The organism is Adhaeribacter sp. (assembly GCF_057359045.1).
This window is the reverse complement of sequence record NZ_JBMQUD010000119.1, coordinates 82,273-100,115: the sequence shown is the minus strand read 5'-3', so window position 1 is coordinate 100,115 and position 17,843 is coordinate 82,273. Positions and strand designations below refer to the sequence as shown.

Here is a 17,843-nt window from a genome sequence, read left to right as displayed (position 1 = left end):
CTCCCCCTACCCCCTCCGAAGGGGGACGTTCAATGCTGTGAAATATGCTTGCTTAAATTATTGAGTTAAATTAGAACAGCGGTAACTAAGAGGTAATTACAGCAGTCGGTGGAGTGAAGACCTTCTGGAAGATTCTCTTCTTGGATTCCGGTGCTTTAGCATTCCGACGAAGGAGAAAAGAGAGATTAGACCGTCTGAACCCACCGACGGGACCAAGCTGCCGGGAGCAAACTTAGGTTTGTCAAATTAGTTAGCACCAACTCATTGAAAGATGGAATCTTTCAAAAGATAAACACCTATTTATTAAACAAACTTAACCCCAAAAGCTAACTTAACCCGAGCTATTTTCGATATTGCATTTACATCTGTTTACCCAAAACCGCACTTTACAAAACTGATTACCGCGTGTATGAGAGCAAAATCAATTTTATGCTGGTGTTTTTTCCTGAATATTCTTTTTCTTACCTCCCAACTGCAGGCCCAGGGTCCGTTAAATTGGCTTAAAGCCGGCAATGCTTTTGTGCAAGCAGAAGACGGTAATCTGGTAAAAATTACCCTGCCCAGCCGCGAGAAAAAAATAATCTTGCCCAAGGCCAAACTAACCCCGCCCGGTAAACCCCAACCTTTAACTATCCGCAGTTTTGCTTTTTCGCCCAACGAACAACAGGTACTTATTTATACCAACACAAAGAAAGTTTGGCGCGCTGATACCCGTGGCGATTACTGGGTATACAATATGGCAACGCAAACCTTGCAGCAAATAGGCACTAACCGACCGGCCTCCTCCCTCATGTTTGCCCAATTTTCGCCGGACGGTAATAAAGTAGCTTACGTAAGCCAGAACAATATTTACGTAGAAGATTTGGCCGGCAAAACCCAGAAACAACTCACCACCGACGGCACCCGTTCGCGCATTAATGGCACTTTTGATTGGGCTTACGAAGAAGAGTTTTTCTGCCGCAATGGTTTCCGGTGGAGCCCCGACAGCAAGAAAATAGCTTACTGGCAAATAGATGCGACTGGCGTAAAAGAATATTTACTCATCAACCATACCGATTCTATTTACCCCATAGTGCAGCCTCTGGAGTACCCGGTGGCCGGTGAAGCGCCATCACCGTACAAAATTGGCGTGGTCGATGTTACTTCTGCTCAAACCCAATGGATGAATTTACCCGGCGACCCGCGCCAACATTACGTGCCCCGTTTGGAATGGGCAGCTAACGCGAACGAAATAATTTTGCAGCAGCTTAACCGCAAGCAAAACGAAAGCCGCTTATTTATTTGCCAGGTCGCTACCGGTAAGGCCGAACAAATTTACCAGGAAAAAGATGCCGCCTGGATTGATATTCAACCCAGTTGGGACCAGAAGTACACCAATGGCGGTTGGGATTGGCTGCAAAACGGAAAAGAATTTTTGTGGGCCAGCGAAAAAGATGGCTGGCGGCATTTATACCGGGTAAGCCGGAATGGCAAAAAAGAAACCTTGGTTACGCGCGGCAATTACGATGTAATGGAAATAATTAAAATACATGAACCAAGCGGTTTTGTTTATTTTATGGCCTCGCCCGAAAATGCTACCCAAAAATATTTGTACCGCACCCGTCTCGACGGGAAAGGCCAGCCCGAACGTATTTCGCCGGTAACCCAACCCGGAACACACCATTACGAGTTCTCGCCGGATGCCAAATTTGCGTTTCATAGGTTCTCTAACTACTACACCCGCCCAACTTCCGAGTGGCTTTCGGTGCCCGAACACAAAGCTTTAGACGGAAAAAGTGCCGTGGAACAAGCCTTGGCTGGTAATGATAAAGCTAAATCGCCGGCGGTAGAATTTATTAAGATTAAAACCAGCGAAGGGGTAGAAATGGATGCCTGGATGGTAAAACCCACCAACTTTGACCCCGCCAAAAAATACCCGGTAGTTTTTTATGTGTATACCGAGCCCTGGGGGCAAACAGTAGCTGATTCGTACGGCACGGCCAATAATCATTTGTACCAGGGAAGTATGGCCAACGATGGGTATATTTATGTGTCGGTAGATAACCGGGGTACGCCGGTACCCAAAGGACGTGCCTGGCGCAAAAGTGTATACCGCCAGATTGGCCGCGTTAACATAAAAGACCAGGCGCTGGCAGCCCGCGAAATATTAAAACGACCTTATGTAGACCCCAGCCGGGTGGCCGTATGGGGCTGGAGTGGCGGCGGCTCGGCAACGCTAAACCTGTTGTTCCAGTACCCCGATATTTATAAGACGGGTATTGCCATTGCGGCGGTAGGTAACCAGCTTACTTACGATAATATTTACCAGGAACGCTACATGGGGCTGCCGCAGGAAAACCGCGAAGATTTTGTGCAGGGTTCTCCAATTACCCATGCCAAAAAACTGCAGGGTAACCTGCTTTACATCCACGGCACCGGCGACGACAACGTGCACTACAACAACGCTGAGCAACTGATAAATGAACTGGTAAAGCACCATAAACAATTTCAGGTAATGCCGTACCCTAACCGTAGTCACAGCATTTCTGAAGGTGAAGGCACCGGTCAGCATCTGCGTACCCTGTACACCAATTACCTGAAACAATATTGTCCGCCGGGCGGAAGGTAAAAGTGGGATTTCCTTGGCGTAAAGTAAAGCTACTCCGGAATGGAGCTTTCAGTAGCGTATTGCTGGTAAAGTTTTCTTCCGGCTGCTGGCCAAAATAGGAAGCCAGGAGATACTAATTAGGGCCTGTTTTTTTCTCACTTTCCCAAAAAAGCCGTTTAAAAGTTGATTATTCGGGTAGTTTAACTTAGTTTGGTTAAGGTATAAGTTCGTTGCTTATAAGCAAACAGATAGCAGGTGGTAATATCTTCTTGAGCCCTGAAAGGGCGTAATCTCCTATCCCAGGCTGTAGGCCTCGGTTTAGTACAAGACAGCGTGTCAAGAATTATTTTAGTCCTGAAAGGGCGAAATATATCAAACACATGCGTGGCAACTTCCCGGGTAAATATTACGTCCTTTCAGGCCGCTCCCCACGGGGAGGCTTAACGATGGGCTGCGGATAGATTACGCCCCTTCGGGACTGCTGTGAAAGCAATATCGCTAAGTAGTTTATGGTGTCTGAGATAGGGATAAACCAAGCCGTATATTACTTATTGCCTTGTAATTTTACCAACCCATTCCCTAAAACAGGAGAAGAGCTTTTTAACGGTTTTCATAAAGCTAATGGAAGATTTATGATGGTCCAGTTACTTAAATCAGTGTGCCGTAAGCTTAACTTTCTTGTTTGGCATCAGCGGGTGGGGGCACCAAAGCCCGATGCGCATCATTCGTTGTTGTAGTAGATTCGGTGCGTTCTTCTTTCATTTCCAGGCTTAAAAAGTAGTTAAGCGCCGTCCGGATTACAGCAATGGCGCCTAGTTTACCAATCTGGTCCCAGGAAGGGGCAATGGCCGTCGATAAAATATCGGCACCCAACTGAAATTCTAAAGCCAAAGCCAAATAACGGGCTAAAACCAGCCGGATTTTATTATAACTTTCTACGCGGGGCGGAATAAGTGCTTTAACAAAATAGACCAAGGCAATGAGTACGCCAATGCCAATAATAAGCGCTCCAATGGTTTCGATGGTTAGTTTCAGAAACTGAACCCCGGTATTTATCGCTTCTTCCAAACGGCCAAAAGTTGGCTCCCGGTTTAGTTTGCCGGTATGCTCCTGAATTAAGTAAAGTACATGCATGCAAATTCTTTTGCCCTTTTAAACGGCTTGGACCAGAAAAAGTGCGGCCTTAATTTGCGACAGGATAATTTTTACTATTGGTGTGCAGTATGTCCGGCGTGTATGTCGGTGCCATTTTTAAGTACGTACTCGCTGTAAAGTAAGTAGGCACCGCTTACAACTACGGTATCGGTAGGAGATAAGCCGCTGGTTATAGCCGTATTTTCGGCACCAGCCTCACCTGTTTCTACTGGTCGGGCACTAAAGGTACTGTTACCGGTTTTTACCCATACGTGCGCGCCTTGGGCTTCGCGAATAATAGCCTCGTTGGGTAAAGTAATGCCAGATGGTGAAGTACCAGGTAACGTAATAGTTGCCGGCATACCCGGCAACAACTGGCCGCCGACATTCGAGACTTCTGCCCGAACAATAATTACCTGGCTTTGTTGCCGGAACTCCGGATTGATAAAGGCTATTTTACTCGCCATGGAGGGCAGGCCGGGAATATTTACCTGAATCGCTTGACCGGTTTTTACCCCTGGGGCTTCGGCGGGGTAAAGTTCTGCTTCTACCCAAATTTTACCTAGTCGGCTTACCCGGTACAGCAGCCCGCCTTCCGGTACGTAAGTACCCTCAGCTGCCACAACTTCGGTTATAACACCGGTAGCCGGCGACAAAAAAGTAAGCCGGCCGGCGGGGCGCTGTGTGCGGCCTAATTTTTGAATTTGGCCGGCGGTTAAACCCGATAATAATAATTTTTTCCGGGCAGCTTCTACCAGGTTGGCCAAGCGGGTATCCTGCGCACCGTAGCTTTGTTGCTGCTCCAGCGAAAGTAAATATTCACGCTCCAGCGTAAGCAGCTCTTCGCTATAAATAGCATACAAAGGTTGCCCTTTTCGGATAGTGACGCCGGCTTCTTTTACGTATAATTGTTCGAGGCGCCCGGCCGCCCGGCTGCTCACCAGGTCGGTTTGAGTTTCGTTGGTTACCAGGCGCCCGGTTAGTAAGGTGTTGTTATTAATGGTACCGGTTTGTACCGCCTGCGTGGTAATATTGCCTAACTTAATCTGGCTATCGCTAAGCATAACACTAGCCTGGGTAGTCTGGTTCTGGGTTTTGGTAACCGGTACTAAGGCCATGCCGCACACCGGGCAATCGCCGGGTTTACTCTGAATAATTTGCGGGTGCATGGGACAGGTGTAAGTAGTACCGGGTTCGCCGGTATCGTGGGCGTGGCGGTCGCCGCAGGCTGCCGCGCCCACCGCCAGCAAAAGCCAGAAGTATATTTTTATTACTTGTTTCATTTTATAAATATTTTTCGGCCGGATTTTATCTTTCTGAAGAATTAAGTTAAAACAGATGCCTTTTTTGTTGATAGGATAATTGGCTGAGTAGAAATAAACAATTATAAGCCGCGCGTAGGTACCCGCACAAAGCTTTCGCTATCAACTAAAAACTGGGCATTGGTGGCAATCTGGCTTTGGGCATCCAATCCTTGTTTTATTTGTACCAACTCGCCGGCTCTGTCGCCTACCATAACGGGTACCGGTCTAAAAACGCCCTCTCTTTTTACAAAAGTTACGGCCGTGGTGCCTAAATCCAGTACGGCGGCCTGGGGTACCCACAGCGCTATACCCGTTGCATAAGTTGTTTTGCCGCTAACCAGTTGCCCAACCCGAACTGGGGCTGCGTGTGCCGGTAACTGCGCCCTGACTTTGGCAAAGCTGGCTTCGGCTTCATAATACGGTTGGATTAAATCTATCTGGGTCTGAATATTTTGGCCGGGCAATTGGTTAAAAGAAATGGTCAGGGGCGTACCTTTTTTTAGTTGCAGCGCATCCTGGTTGGTTACGTTAAATTCGGCCCAAACCTGTTCGGCGTTAATAACTTTAAAAAGCGTTTGGCCCGGCGTTACGTACATGCCTTCGCGCACCGAAAAACCTTGGCTTGGGGTTGCAACGGTAGAGCTGCCGCCCGGATTGTTATTGCTGCTGTTGCCCATGCCGCCGCTGCCCATACCCATATTACCACTGGTGGCCGAAGTAGTATTACCGGAACTGTAGGTAGGAGCAGTGGTTATTTCCGGATCTACTACATACCCGTTGTAAGGACTGTAAACCGGAAAAGTATAGGTTTCGCGGCGGGTGCGGGCCAGTTGATGTAGTTGACTTTCGGTTGCGCCTAAATACCGTAGCCGCTGTTTGGCTCCTTGTATTAATTCGGTGTTGGCGGCATCGTTTTGCAGCAGGTAAATAAATTCTTTCTGAGCCGTTACCAGTTCGGGGCTGTAAATGTCAAAAAGCCGTTGCCCTTTTTGGATGGGCTGGAAATTAAACTGCACGTACAATTTTTCGATGCGGCCACCTATGCGGGCGGGTATGGTAAACTGCCGGCGGGTATCGTAGGTAACTACCCCGTTCATTTGTATTTCTTTCTCCAGGGCTTTTTCAACTGGCTGGGTAGTGGCTATAGTGGCTACTACGGCCTGGTCGGTGGGTTGCAGCAGGTAATTTAAATCGCTGGTTGTTGTTTGGTTATTAGAATCCGGAACGGTAGCCGGGGTTTGTTTGGGTACTAAAAACATGCCGCATACCGGGCAGTCGCCGGGCGTATCCCGTACAATTTGGGGGTGCATGGGGCACGTATATTCTACTCCCGCGACATGCGCCACATGTTTTTCCTGGCAAGCCGTAAAACCCAGGGGTAAGAGTAACGCCAGCAGTAAGATTAATTTATTTCTCCAGTTCTTTTTCATAATTCGCGCCTAATAAATATAGCTGCTCCAGGTTGTTCAGGTATTCCATCCGGGCCATGTTCTGCGCTTCCCATGCATCCATTACCTGGGGTAAATCGGCGGTGTTTTGCTCGTAGCTTAACAGGGTTGTTTCGTAGTTTTTGCGCAGGGCCGGCAATATTTTATTTTCGTAGTTTTTAACCTGGGCTTGTTTGGTGCGGAGTTCCAGTTCCATACTGCTAATCATGCTTTGGGCTTCGTTTAGCAGGTTGGTCCGGCCGCGTTGCATGGCTTGTATTTCCAGGTGCATGGCTTTGGCATTGGCGCGGTACATTTTGGCCGACCAGGGTGCAATGGGAATTGAAACCATACCCATCGCCGAAAACTGCTGAGGCATCATGCCGGCACGCGGAGCCATGTGGTCGAAACGAAAACTAAAATCGGGCTTGCGCGACAGGTTTTCGAGTTCTACATTTAATTGCATCGATTCTATGGTGCGGTCTATTTGCCGGACGTCGCTGCGTAAGGAGCTGAGGGCGGCTGTATCGGGTAGGGGTGTGGGCACCGGTACCTGCACCAGGGTATCAATGGCAAAGCGTGTATCGGGCGGCAAACTCATCAGCATGTTTAACTGAATATTTTTCATCTGGATATCGCTGTTGGTCATGAGCAACATGTTATCTACTTCGGCCAGCCGTGCTTCGGCTTTGTAAATATTGCCCAAGGAGCCTTGCCCCAGCGGGTAACGTACTTTGGCCAGTTTCAGCATAAACTGCATCAGGCGGTTACTTTCCTGGAGTACGGCTTTCTTTTTTTCCAGTACCACCCAACTGTAATAAAGCGCTTTAGCCTGAGCCCGGTACTGGTTGTACATTACTTCGTGCGATTCGTCTTCGATGGCTACTTTCGATTGTAAATATTTTTCTTTGGTGCGCAGTTTGGCCGGGTTGAGGATATCTTGCTGCGCCGATACCATAAAAGAACCTTTGTCGCGGCCATCCATTACAGCCTGGCCGGGGTAAGGATACATAAAAACGCCGCCGCCTACCATGGGGGCCATTTGGCTTTTGGCACCGGTGGCATACGTTTTAGTAGCCAGGGTTTGCAAATCGTGCTCCTGCAGCATTAAGTTGTAATGATGGATGTATAACAACACGCTGTCGAGGGGCAAAACGCGTTGCTGGGCCTGGGAGCCTAAACCCCAGAAAAGCAGCCCGGCCAAGAGTAAATACCTGATATTTTTAGTGCTTAACATTATAAATTTCCAGTTTGCCGTATTTTTTCAGTTCGTATTCTTTTGTCATTTCAAAAACCACCGGCGTTACGAGTAAAATATGGATAGAAGAAGAAAATACACCGCCAATCATAGGCAGTACAATGGGCAGCATTACATCGGTGCCCACGCCGGTAGCCCACAACACCGGAATCAGGCCAAACAACGACACCGATACGGTCATGATCTTGGGCCGCAGTCGTTTTACCGCTCCCTGAAATACATATTCCCGGATATCTTTTTTGGTGATGGTCTGGCTGGAGTTTCCTTTGGCCGCGACTAAGTTATTCATGGCTTCATTTAGGTAAACCACCATAACCATAGCCGTTTCTACGGCCAGTCCAAACAGGGCAATAAACCCTACGGCCACCGCCACCGATAAATTAATGCCGTAGAAGTACACAATAAATACGCCGCCCACCAGGGCAAACGGAATAGTAATTAGGTTCAGGAGCGCTTCTTTAAAAGATTTAAAGGAAAAGTACAGGATTAGGAAAATAATAATGATTACCAGCGGAATCACCAGTTTTAACGTTTGGCTGGCCCGCACCTGGTTTTCCCATTGGCCGCTCCACTCCAGGCGGTAGCCATTGGGCAAATTGCCCATTTCGTGGTTTAGCCGCTGAATGGCTTCCTGCACAGTACTGCCCAAGTCGCGGTCGCGCACATTAAATAAAACTGCTCCCCGTAATTGCGCATTTTCGGAAGTAATCATGGGCGGGCCGTCTACAAACCGGATTTCGGCTACCGCCGAAAGCGGAATGGTACTGCCCCCAACCGTAGAAATGGGGATGCGACGGATACGCTCCAAACTGTTGCGGTATTCCTGGGCCAAACGCACGTTGATGGAAAAACGCTGACGGCCTTCAATAGTATTGCCAATGGGCATGCCGCCCAACGCCGATTCTACCACAGCATTTACATCGTTTACCGTAAGCCCGTAGCGGCCCAGTTCATCGCGTTGGGTATTAATTTCTAAATATTTGCCACCCGATACGGGCTCGATGTACAAATCTTTAACGCCCGGAATGGCTTGCAACGCGTTCCGGACCCGTTGCGATACCGCCGCAATGGTATCGAGCTGTTGCCCGTACACCTTTACCCCCACGTCGGTCCGGATGCCGGTAGCCAGCATATTAATGCGATTAATAATGGGTTGAGTCCAGCCGTTAATAACGCCGGGTATTTGCAGTTTGGCATCTAGTTCCTGAATAATCCGGGCTTTGGTCATGCCGTCGCGCCACTCGGCTTCCGGTTTTAACAAAATAATGGTCTCAATCATGCTAATAGGCGAGTTGTCGGTGGCAGTATTGGCCCGACCCGCTTTGCCTAATACCTGATCTACTTCCGGCACCGATTTAATAATTTTATCCTGCACCTGTAAAATGCGTTTGGCTTCGGCGTTGGATATATCGGGTAAGGTTACCGGCATAAACAAAATCGAGCTTTCGTCGAGGGGTGGCATAAATTCGGTGCCCAACCGCAGCAGCATCGGGATACAAACCAGCAAGGCCAGAATATTTAAGCCAATGGTGGTTTTGCGCCACTTTAAACAAGCCTGTAAAAGCGGGCCATATACCCGTTCTAAGCCCCGGTTAATTGGGTTGCTGTGTTCTGGTTTTAGTTTGCCTTTAATAAAAAAAGAAATAAGTACCGGCGTAACCGTAATCGCTACAAAGGCATCTACAATCAAAATAAAAGTTTTGGTCCAGGCCAACGGGCTAAACAAACGGCCTTCCTGGCCGGTAAGCAAAAATACCGGCAAGAAAGAAGTGATTACAATAATGGTACTCCAGAAAACACTAGGACCTACCTGTTGGGCCGCTTTTTCTATGATGGAGAGCCGGGTTTCTTTATTCATGAGTTTGGTTATTTTGCGCATCGGCCAAGTGGCGATAGGCGTTTTCGACCATAACAATGGCATCGTCTACAATTACCCCAATAGACAGGGCAATACCGGTGAGCGACATAATATTTGACGAAATATCAAAAGCATTGAGCAGAATAAACCCAATGGCTACTGAGAGTGGTAATTGGATCATAATAATAAGGGCGCTGCGCCAGTGAAACAGGAAAATAAATACCACTACCGAGGCCACTATCATTTCTTCCATAAGCGTCGTTCGGACGGAGTTTACCGAATCCTGGATAAGGCCGCTGCGGTCGTACACAATATTAAATTTAACCCCTTGCGGCAAGCCTACCGCTACTTCCTGCATTTTGGCTTTTACTTTCTGAATTACTTCGGCGGCATTTTCGCCGTAGCGCATCACCACAATGCCGCCTACGGCTTCGCCGGTACCATTTAAATCAAATATGCCCAGGCGGCTTTCGCCGGTCATTTGCACGGTGGCTACATCTTTTACCCGAATGGGAATGGCGTTTTGGGTAACTACCGGTATATTTTCTATTTCGGCGCGCGATTGTAAATAGCCGGTGGTTTTAATAATATAGCCAATATCGCTGAGTTCAAATTTGCGCCCCCCGCTCTCGTTGTTATTCGCCCGCACTGCGTTAATAATCTGGGGCACCGCCAGGTTGTAGTAAGTTAGTTTATTGGGGTCGAGGGTGATCTGGTATTGTTTCTGGAAACCGCCAAACGATGCTATTTCGCTCACGCCCGGTACATTCTGCAAAGAAAATTTAACGTACCAGTCCTGGATAGCGCGTTGTTCACCTAAGTCCATACCCGGTGCATCTAATGTATACCACAAGATATGGCCTACGCCGGTACCATCGGGCCCCAGGGTAGGTATTGCCCCTTCAGGCAACAGCCGGGTGGCGTAGTTCAGGCGTTCCAGCACGCGCTCACGGGCCCAGTAAATATCGGTGGCGTCCTCAAATATTACGTAAATAAAGCTCATGCCAAACATAGAGGAGCCGCGCACATATTTTACCTGCGGCATGCCCTGCAGGTTGGTTACCAGCGGGTAAGTTACCTGGTCCTCAATTAACTGCGGGCTCCGGCCCATCCACTCAGTAAACACGATTACCTGGTTTTCAGATAAATCCGGAATGGCATCTACTTTATTATTACTTACCGCAAAAACACCCCATCCAAACAAACCAGCCGCTATAAGCAATACAATTACCCGGTTCCGGAGCGAAATAGAAATTATTTTCCCAATCATATCTATGGATTTTTGCCCACCCAGTTATTATTAAACCAGGTGGGCGGGTAAGGATATTTTTGTTTAGTGGGCGTGACCATCTTCGTGGCCGTGGCCGTCTTCGGCAGCGTGCTCCTGGCTCTTAGCTTTTTCCAGGTTCATGCCGCATTCTGGACATTTACCGGGTTCGGCACTGGTTACTTTCGGGTGCATGGGGCACGTGTACAAGGCTGCTACTTCGCTGTTGGTGCCGGTTTGTTCGGTGGTTTGTTTTGGTTCGCCGCCACAAGCAGCAAAAAAGGTTGTACTCAGGGCAAGTAGGGCAATATTTAAAAAGGAGGTTTTCATCTAAATAAATTTTTAGGTTTATGATAAATTAATAAATAATAAATCAGGCTGTAGATATGCCGCTTACACACAAATGATTAACCGCAATAAATCTGGCGGCTACCGGTAAATACATACCAGCATCACCCGCTTATTGCTGTAGGGTTGAGCGTAAAATTGAATTAGGTTTTATTTCCGGCTAATAACAGAACACACCAAAGCCCAATAGACTTTAAGAAGCGCGATAACAGCCAATAAAATAAAAAGGTGTGCTGGTAATACAAGAAAGCATTGCGGAAACAGGTTGCACCTGGTTAGCCCAATACCAGCAAGAAAAGAAAGGAAATAATTTAAATAATAAACGTTTGATGGAGAATACCGATGAACCTACCCGAAGCAGGCGGGGGCAAGGTAAAATGAGGAATCTTGGCTAATAGTGCCGGCCGGATAAATTGGGTAAAAGCAAAAACAGCCGGGTTGGCTTTTAGGGCTTGGGTTTGTTGTTGCGCTAAGTGTTTAGCATTAAAAACAACCGGTACTGGCGCCTGGGTAACGCAAGTAATATCGTTGCAGGCAGGTTTGGGAGTATTGGGTTTTTCGCAGCAACAATTGTTGGTATCGGCAAAACCAATGCTTATGGGTTGTACCCCGTGGCAATCATCCAGTTTTAACCGCATACCCGTAGTGGCTAGTGTAACCACCAGAATTAAGGTAAACTGAATAAATCTCTGAATTGCCTGCATGTGTTTGTTAAACGAAAAATTACGTAAACCCGTCTGCCGAATAAATATTTTTTAATTAACGGATAAAGTCCATCTTTCTGGAAAGCAAAATTACAGCATTCCGGCATAGGTAGGTTATAAAATTTAAACTTTAACTTATAAAATTTAACCTGGTTACGCAGTTGGCACAATTTGCATTAAACCAAAATAATAATTGCAGCCATAAATAGTATAGGCAAAATAGGATGAGTTAATATTGGTAATTGATTTATTTAAAGCCGCTTAAATTTTGTATACTTGTAAATCTCCTCTTATTCTAACCTATTAAATGTGGCCTATGGCGTTAGATATGACGCAAAACCGAAGAAATTTTGTCCGTAAGCTGGGCGGATTGGCTGGTCTGGTAACTTTAGCGCCCAGCCTCGAAGCCTTTGCAGACGAAAAGAAATTGCTGGCTCCTGTTATTTCCCCCGACGAAGATGTGACCACCCAGGAAGATTACTGGGGATTTATTCAGCAAGCTTATTCGGTATCGCCAAATGTTATTAACCTAAACAACGGTGGCGTAAGCCCGCAGCCCATTGTGGTACAAGATGCCCTGGACCGCTACAACCGGTTAAGCAACGAAGCCCCAACGTATTACATGTGGCGCAGCCTCGACGAAGGCCGCGAATCGGTCCGGATTAAATTAGCAGATTTGGCGGGTTGCTCGCCCGAAGAAATTGCCATTAACCGCAACGCCAGCGAAGCCCTGGAAACCATTATTTTTGGCTTAAATCTACAGAAAGGCGATGAGGTGGTGCTTACCAAACAAGACTATCCTAACGTAATAAATGCCTGGAAACAGCGCGAGAAACGCGACGGCCTGGTGCTTAAATTTATTAACCTCGATTTGCCCATTGAAGACAACCAATTAATTGTCCGGAAATTTAAAGAAGCCTTTACCGCCGCTACCAAAGTAGTAATGGTTACGCACCTGGTAAACTGGTCGGGGCAAATAATGCCGGCGGCTTTAATTAGCCGGGCGGCTAAAAAACACAATCCGGCCATTCAGGTGGTTATAGACGGGGCGCATTCGTTTGCCCACTTAACCTATAAAATTCCGGATTTAGAAGGCGATTATTACGGCACCAGCTTGCACAAATGGTTGTGTTCGCCGTTTGGTACCGGCATGCTTTACATAAAGCAAAACCGTATCAAAGACATTTGGCCCCTGCTGGCCCCCGAAGATCCGCAGAGTACCGATATCCGGAAGTTTGAAAGGTTGGGCACGCGTTCTTTTCCTACCGAAATGGCCATTGGCCACGCCATTAATTTTCATAACACCATTGGCAACCAGCGCAAGCAAAAGCGCCTGCACTACCTTAAAAATTATTGGGTTGAGAAATGCCTGAATATTCCGGGCTTTTCTACCCAAACCTCGCTTAAACCCGAATTTTCGGGTGCTATTGCTACTTTTGCTCTGAAAGGTTTAACGCCTGCCCAGGTAGCCAACGAGTTATTTAAAAAAGCGCGTATTCATACCTCGGCCACAGTTTGGGAAAATATTAGCGGCGTACGCATTACGCCGCACGTATATACCCCACTCAAAGACCTGGACCGGCTGGTAGATACCATTTATGCCATTGCCAAAGAAAACGCATCGGCTGCTACCGGCAGTAGCCTTAAATAATCTGGCGTGGTGTATAAAATTATTGGGGGGCTGAGTTGCCTCTGGGCTGTAGTAGCCAGCTGGCCTAGTTATGCGCAAGCACCGGCCGACGCGGCTTTGCGGGCAAAAGCGCAACATATTCACGAGCAAGCCTTAACCCTCGATACCCACGGCGATGTACCCACGTATATGGCTGCACACCCCAAATTTGATATTGCACAGGAACACGACGCCCGTAAAACTAACTCCCGCATTGATTTTCCCAGGATGAAAAAAGGCGGGCTCGATGCCATGTTTTTTGCGGTGTACCTGAAACAAGGCGCGAGCACCGCCCAGGGTAATGCCCAGGCCAAAGTCAAAGCCCTGCAATTATTCCGGCTTATTCACCAGGCGGTAAATAATAATCAGGCCCTGGCCGAACTGGCAACCACCCCCGAAGATGCTTACCGGATTGTAAAAAGGGATAAGCGGGCTATATTTATTGGCATTGAAAACGGCTGGGCCATTGGCAAAGATATTTCGCTGCTAAAAACATATTACGACCTGGGTGCCCGCTACATGACTTTGGCGCACGCCACCAACAACGATATTGCTGATTCGGCCACGGACCCGCAAGGGCCGGAGCATAATGGTATCAGTAAGTTTGGGGAAAAAGTAGTGGCTGAAATGAACCGCTTGGGCATGATTATCGATATTTCGCACGGGTCGGATGCTACTTTTTACGATGCCATTCGGCTTTCCAAGGCGCCTATCATTGCTTCGCATTCTTCGGCCCGTGCCCTGGGCAACCACCCCCGTAACCTAACCGACGACATGATAAAACTACTTGCCCAAAAAGGCGGCGTGGTGCAAATGAATATGCTAAGCAATTATTTAATAAAGCCTAAACCCAATCCGGCCCGCGTAGCCGCCCTGAAAGCCTTGGGGCAGAAATACGGCAGCCGCGCCAACTTATCTAAAGCAAAACAAAACGAGCGGCAGGCCGAGTTACGCCAGATTAATTTAAAATACCCACCGGAAATGGCGTCATTGGCCTTGGTAGCAGACCACATCGACCATATTGTAAAACTGGTGGGCGTAGATTACGTGGGCATTGGTGCTGATTTAGATGGTGGTGGCGGGGTTAAGGGTTATTACGATGTAAGCGAGGCCGGCAATATTACGCTGGAGTTGGTAAAACGGGGGTACTCGGCCACTGACATTGAGAAAATCTGGAGCGGCAATTTATTTCGGGTAATGAAAGAAGTAGAAAAAGTAGCCGGCCAAATAAACAAATCGGTTTCCGGGACAAAAACCAGCAATGCCGGCCAGAATTAAAAAATAATTAAATTAACGCTGGTCAATTGGTTGTCTCCCGAAATAAAATAATCAACCCCCAGCCATTATTTATTAAAAGAGTCCGGTTGCAAGACCAGCCCTATTAAGTTTATTTGTTTCGTATTTGGGAATGGCATGAACGTTTGCCTTGGCCGCATGTATTCACTGGCAAGTAGTCGGGCAAAAGCTAACAGATGGGCAGTGATAACACCACCAATGGCAATGGTTCCCTACTATGTTATAAAACACGAAACAAGTTCTATTCTACCACTGCAATAACCGAAATCTCGACGTTGGCATTCCCTGGCAAATTGACTACCTGCACCGTTTCGCGGGCCGGTGGTTCGGCGGTAAAATATTTGCCGTAAATAGCATTAACAGCGGCAAACTGGTTTATATCTTTTAAAAAAATGGTGGTTTTTACAACGTGTTTAAAATCCAGATTAGCGGCCTTTAAAATTGCCCGTAAATTTTCCATTACCTGGATCGTTTCGGCATCAAAACTTTCGGTAACCAGTTGGCGGGTTTGGGGGTTAGCGCCAATTTGCCCGGCCACAAAAAAAAAGCCGTTGGCCAGCACCCCCTGGCTGTAAGGCCCAATCGGCAACGGTGCCTGCTCGGTTTTAACAATTGTTTTTAGAGGCTTTTTAGCCGTACCAGATTTTTGGCCCCAAGCTGGGTTTAAAATAAAAAAGCTCAAGAGAAAAAGTAAAGCAATAAGGCGCATACGTTAACATTTAGGTTTTGAAAGTATCTCAGATTTATTCTGATGAGCCCAATATAGAGAGTTCTGGCCTTTGTACCCTAAAAATATTGGTAAACAGCGGGGCAAATAGAATAATGTAATGAGAATCGGGGCTTAATCTTTTTTGCCGGAATGGCTTTGGATTAAAGTAAAAAGGGCGCATAATTGTTGCCGGCGATTTCACCTATGCCAACTTGCGGCACGATGTTCAGGTTTAAAACGCAGTACTGGTAAACGTATCTCCTGCGGCGCCTTTATTTAAAAGCGTAATATTCCCACTCTAAGGCTTATTTTCAAATTTCCCAGGTTATCCTGAATAATGGCACCGACTACGCTTTGAGGGGGAGCTTCCTTGTAAATGTATGCTGAATACAGAAAAATAAAGATTATTTAATGTAATATTATTTATGTTGAATGTTTTTATGGTTCTTTGATTTATTTTTAATAATGAATTAATATAATGAGCAATAAAAGCTAAATAGGTATATAAAATTTATAATTTGCTAAAAATTTAGAGCCTTAATAAAATATATTGTATGTAATAATGGGTTTTTGGGGTGAAATTTATATCTTTAACCAGGTCGGATTAAATATAATTTAATTTGTAACTGCGTGAAACAGCTATCCCGAAGATCTTTTCTCGAAAAAAGTGCTCTCCTTGCGGGTAGTGCTTATCCGGCTTTTTTGGCCTTAGGTTTATTACCGGCGGCCCCGGCCCACGCCTTTCATTTAACCGGCGATGGCAAAGGAAAACACATTATAATATTAGGCGGAGGACTTGCCGGTATGACGGCTGCTTACGAGCTAAATAAATTAGGTTACCGCACCACCATTCTGGAAGCCCGGAACCGAACCGGCGGCCGTTGCTGGAGTGTGCGCAAAGGGGCCACCAACCGGGAAGATAATGGTTCGGCTACAACGGCTAACTTCGATCCTGGTTTATATTTTAATGCCGGCCCGTCCCGTATTCCGCACCACCATAAACTCACTATGCATTACTGCAAAGAACTGGGAGTGCCGCTGGAAGTATACAATAACGTAAACGAAAGCACTTATTATTACAGCGAAGGCAAAGGTGCTTTATCGAACAAAAAAGTGCGGGCCCGTGAAATTCATAACGATATGCGGGGTTACACGAGCGAATTATTGGCCAAAGCCCTGGACCAGGATAAGCTCGACTTGGCCCTGAACAAAGAAGATGCAGCCAAAGTAATTGAATATTTACGCGCCGAAGGTGGCCTGGATATCGATAAATTATACCGGGCTTCGGCTCGCCGCGGTTACCTGGAGCCACCGGGCGCCGGCGAAAAAGTAGGCAAAATAGCCGACCCGCACAAACTCACCGATATTATTCAGTCCGGGCTACTAGATCCGGACTTTTACAACGTAGCCGAGTATACGTATGAGTTGCAAATGACTATGTTCCAGGCCGTGGGGGGTATGGATAATATCTCTAAAGCCCTGGAAAAAAAAGTAGCCGGTTCATTAAAAATGGGTGCCGAAGTTAAAGCGATTACCAACCTGCCCAATGGCGTAAAAGTAGCGTATAAAGATAAGCAAGGCGAACAGGAAATTACCGGCGATTATTGTATTTGTACTTTGCCGCTGCCCATCCTGAGCAACATAAACCATAATTTCTCTTCTGATATTAGCCGGGCCATCGATTTTGTGCCTTACATCCAAACCGGTAAAATTGGCCTGCAGTTTAAACGCCGTTTCTGGGAAGAAGACGAGCATATCTTTGGCGGCATTACCCATACCAATAACGAACTTACCCAAATATTTTACCCGTCTAACGATTACCTGGGCAAAAAAGGTGTGCTCATTGGCTACTACAATTTCAACGAAAAAGCTAAGATGGTCGGCGACTTATCGATGGCCGAGCGGGAAAAGTTAGCATTAGCCAAGGGCAGTCTTATCCATCCGCAGTACCCCCAGGAATTTGAAAATTCGTTTTCGGTGAGCTGGCACAGAACCCAATACAGCATGGGCGGCTGGGCAGTTTACAGTAGCGATGCCCGCAAAAATTTGTACCCGGCTCTGTTAAAACCCGAAAAGAACGTTTACTTCGCCGGCGAACACACCTCTTACCTAACCGCCTGGATGGCAGGCGCTTTTGAATCGGCGCGCAGTGTGGTAACGGACTTGCATGCCCGCGTTACCGAACAACGGGTGCAATACCCCACCAGTAGTTCCAAAGGTTAAACCCAAAACTCAAAATAAAATAGCAAACCATTACTAAAAAGTAAAAACTATGGCAGCTC

13 protein-coding genes are annotated in these 17,843 nt (G+C 47.0%); 4 read left to right on the top strand and 9 right to left on the bottom strand.

Features of this window, described 5'->3' with window-relative positions; translation table 11 throughout:
* Positions 1 to 409: 409 nt before the first annotated feature.
* Positions 410 to 2,608, top strand: a complete 2,199-nt coding sequence (locus tag ACO1R6_RS18040) for a S9 family peptidase (protein ID WP_486266433.1) — start codon at positions 410 to 412, stop codon at positions 2,606 to 2,608.
* Between the two features lie 648 nt (positions 2,609 to 3,256).
* Here ACO1R6_RS18040 and ACO1R6_RS18035 read toward each other — a convergent pair.
* The 8 genes from ACO1R6_RS18035 to ACO1R6_RS18000 form a co-directional block, all read right to left on the bottom strand.
* Entirely contained in the window at positions 3,257 to 3,721 is a 465-nt protein-coding gene (locus ACO1R6_RS18035) for a DUF1622 domain-containing protein (protein WP_486266432.1), read from the bottom strand.
* A 74-nt stretch (positions 3,722 to 3,795) separates the two neighbouring features.
* Positions 3,796 to 5,004, bottom strand: coding sequence for an efflux RND transporter periplasmic adaptor subunit (locus tag ACO1R6_RS18030; protein ID WP_486266430.1), 1,209 nt, complete (start codon positions 5,002 to 5,004; stop codon positions 3,796 to 3,798).
* A gap of 101 nt (positions 5,005 to 5,105) precedes the next feature.
* On the bottom strand, positions 5,106 to 6,455 hold the full coding sequence (locus ACO1R6_RS18025) for a heavy metal-binding domain-containing protein (protein WP_486266429.1): 1,350 nt from the start codon (positions 6,453 to 6,455) through the stop codon (positions 5,106 to 5,108).
* Entirely contained in the window at positions 6,433 to 7,689 is a 1,257-nt protein-coding gene (locus ACO1R6_RS18020) for a TolC family protein (protein WP_486266428.1), read from the bottom strand. The genes ACO1R6_RS18025 and ACO1R6_RS18020 overlap by 23 nt, the downstream gene beginning before the upstream one ends.
* Positions 7,676 to 9,568, bottom strand: a complete 1,893-nt coding sequence (locus ACO1R6_RS18015) for an efflux RND transporter permease subunit (RefSeq protein ID WP_486266427.1) — start codon at positions 9,566 to 9,568, stop codon at positions 7,676 to 7,678. The genes ACO1R6_RS18020 and ACO1R6_RS18015 overlap by 14 nt, the downstream gene beginning before the upstream one ends.
* Positions 9,561 to 10,838 carry an efflux RND transporter permease subunit gene (locus ACO1R6_RS18010; RefSeq protein WP_486266426.1) on the bottom strand — a complete coding sequence of 426 codons (1,278 nt, stop codon included), beginning with the start codon at positions 10,836 to 10,838 and terminating at the stop codon, positions 9,561 to 9,563. Before ACO1R6_RS18010 ends, ACO1R6_RS18015 begins: the two co-directional genes overlap by 8 nt.
* A 63-nt stretch (positions 10,839 to 10,901) precedes the next feature.
* Positions 10,902 to 11,165 (bottom strand): heavy metal-binding domain-containing protein, encoded by a 264-nt coding sequence (locus ACO1R6_RS18005; RefSeq protein ID WP_486266425.1) that lies wholly within the window; start codon positions 11,163 to 11,165, stop codon positions 10,902 to 10,904.
* A 329-nt stretch (positions 11,166 to 11,494) separates the two neighbouring features.
* Positions 11,495 to 11,887, bottom strand: coding sequence for a hypothetical protein (locus ACO1R6_RS18000; protein ID WP_486266424.1), 393 nt, complete (start codon positions 11,885 to 11,887; stop codon positions 11,495 to 11,497).
* Between the two features lie 316 nt (positions 11,888 to 12,203).
* Here ACO1R6_RS18000 and ACO1R6_RS17995 point away from each other — a divergent pair, with 316 nt between their 5' ends.
* Positions 12,204 to 13,538, top strand: a complete 1,335-nt coding sequence (locus ACO1R6_RS17995) for an aminotransferase class V-fold PLP-dependent enzyme (protein ID WP_486266423.1) — start codon at positions 12,204 to 12,206, stop codon at positions 13,536 to 13,538.
* A gap of 6 nt (positions 13,539 to 13,544) precedes the next feature.
* Positions 13,545 to 14,834, top strand: a complete 1,290-nt coding sequence (locus ACO1R6_RS17990) for a dipeptidase (protein WP_486266422.1) — start codon at positions 13,545 to 13,547, stop codon at positions 14,832 to 14,834.
* A gap of 259 nt (positions 14,835 to 15,093) precedes the next feature.
* On the opposite strand, the gene ACO1R6_RS17985 is transcribed toward ACO1R6_RS17990, so the two are convergent.
* Positions 15,094 to 15,561 carry a RidA family protein gene (locus ACO1R6_RS17985; protein WP_486266421.1) on the bottom strand — a complete coding sequence of 156 codons (468 nt, stop codon included), beginning with the start codon at positions 15,559 to 15,561 and terminating at the stop codon, positions 15,094 to 15,096.
* Between the two features lie 630 nt (positions 15,562 to 16,191).
* Between ACO1R6_RS17985 and ACO1R6_RS17980 the strand changes: the two genes are divergently transcribed.
* A complete protein-coding gene (locus ACO1R6_RS17980; protein WP_486266420.1) occupies positions 16,192 to 17,784 on the top strand; it encodes a flavin monoamine oxidase family protein in 1,593 nt (530 codons plus the stop codon).
* Positions 17,785 to 17,843: the final 59 nt, after the last annotated feature.

What these genes read in the sequence shown, in the direction of transcription:
- ACO1R6_RS18040 (WP_486266433.1), top strand. Translation starts at nt 410, where the DNA reads ATGAGAGCAAAATCAATTTTATGCTGGTGTTTTTTCCTGAATATTCTT.
- ACO1R6_RS18035 (WP_486266432.1), bottom strand. Translation starts at nt 3,721, where the DNA reads ATGCATGTACTTTACTTAATTCAGGAGCATACCGGCAAACTAAACCGG.
- ACO1R6_RS18030 (WP_486266430.1), bottom strand. Translation starts at nt 5,004, where the DNA reads ATGAAACAAGTAATAAAAATATACTTCTGGCTTTTGCTGGCGGTGGGC.
- ACO1R6_RS18025 (WP_486266429.1), bottom strand. Translation starts at nt 6,455, where the DNA reads ATGAAAAAGAACTGGAGAAATAAATTAATCTTACTGCTGGCGTTACTC.
- ACO1R6_RS18020 (WP_486266428.1), bottom strand. Translation starts at nt 7,689, where the DNA reads ATGTTAAGCACTAAAAATATCAGGTATTTACTCTTGGCCGGGCTGCTT.
- ACO1R6_RS18015 (WP_486266427.1), bottom strand. Translation starts at nt 9,568, where the DNA reads ATGAATAAAGAAACCCGGCTCTCCATCATAGAAAAAGCGGCCCAACAG.
- ACO1R6_RS18010 (WP_486266426.1), bottom strand. Translation starts at nt 10,838, where the DNA reads ATGATTGGGAAAATAATTTCTATTTCGCTCCGGAACCGGGTAATTGTA.
- ACO1R6_RS18005 (WP_486266425.1), bottom strand. Translation starts at nt 11,165, where the DNA reads ATGAAAACCTCCTTTTTAAATATTGCCCTACTTGCCCTGAGTACAACC.
- ACO1R6_RS18000 (WP_486266424.1), bottom strand. Translation starts at nt 11,887, where the DNA reads ATGCAGGCAATTCAGAGATTTATTCAGTTTACCTTAATTCTGGTGGTT.
- ACO1R6_RS17995 (WP_486266423.1), top strand. Translation starts at nt 12,204, where the DNA reads ATGGCGTTAGATATGACGCAAAACCGAAGAAATTTTGTCCGTAAGCTG.
- ACO1R6_RS17985 (WP_486266421.1), bottom strand. Translation starts at nt 15,561, where the DNA reads ATGCGCCTTATTGCTTTACTTTTTCTCTTGAGCTTTTTTATTTTAAAC.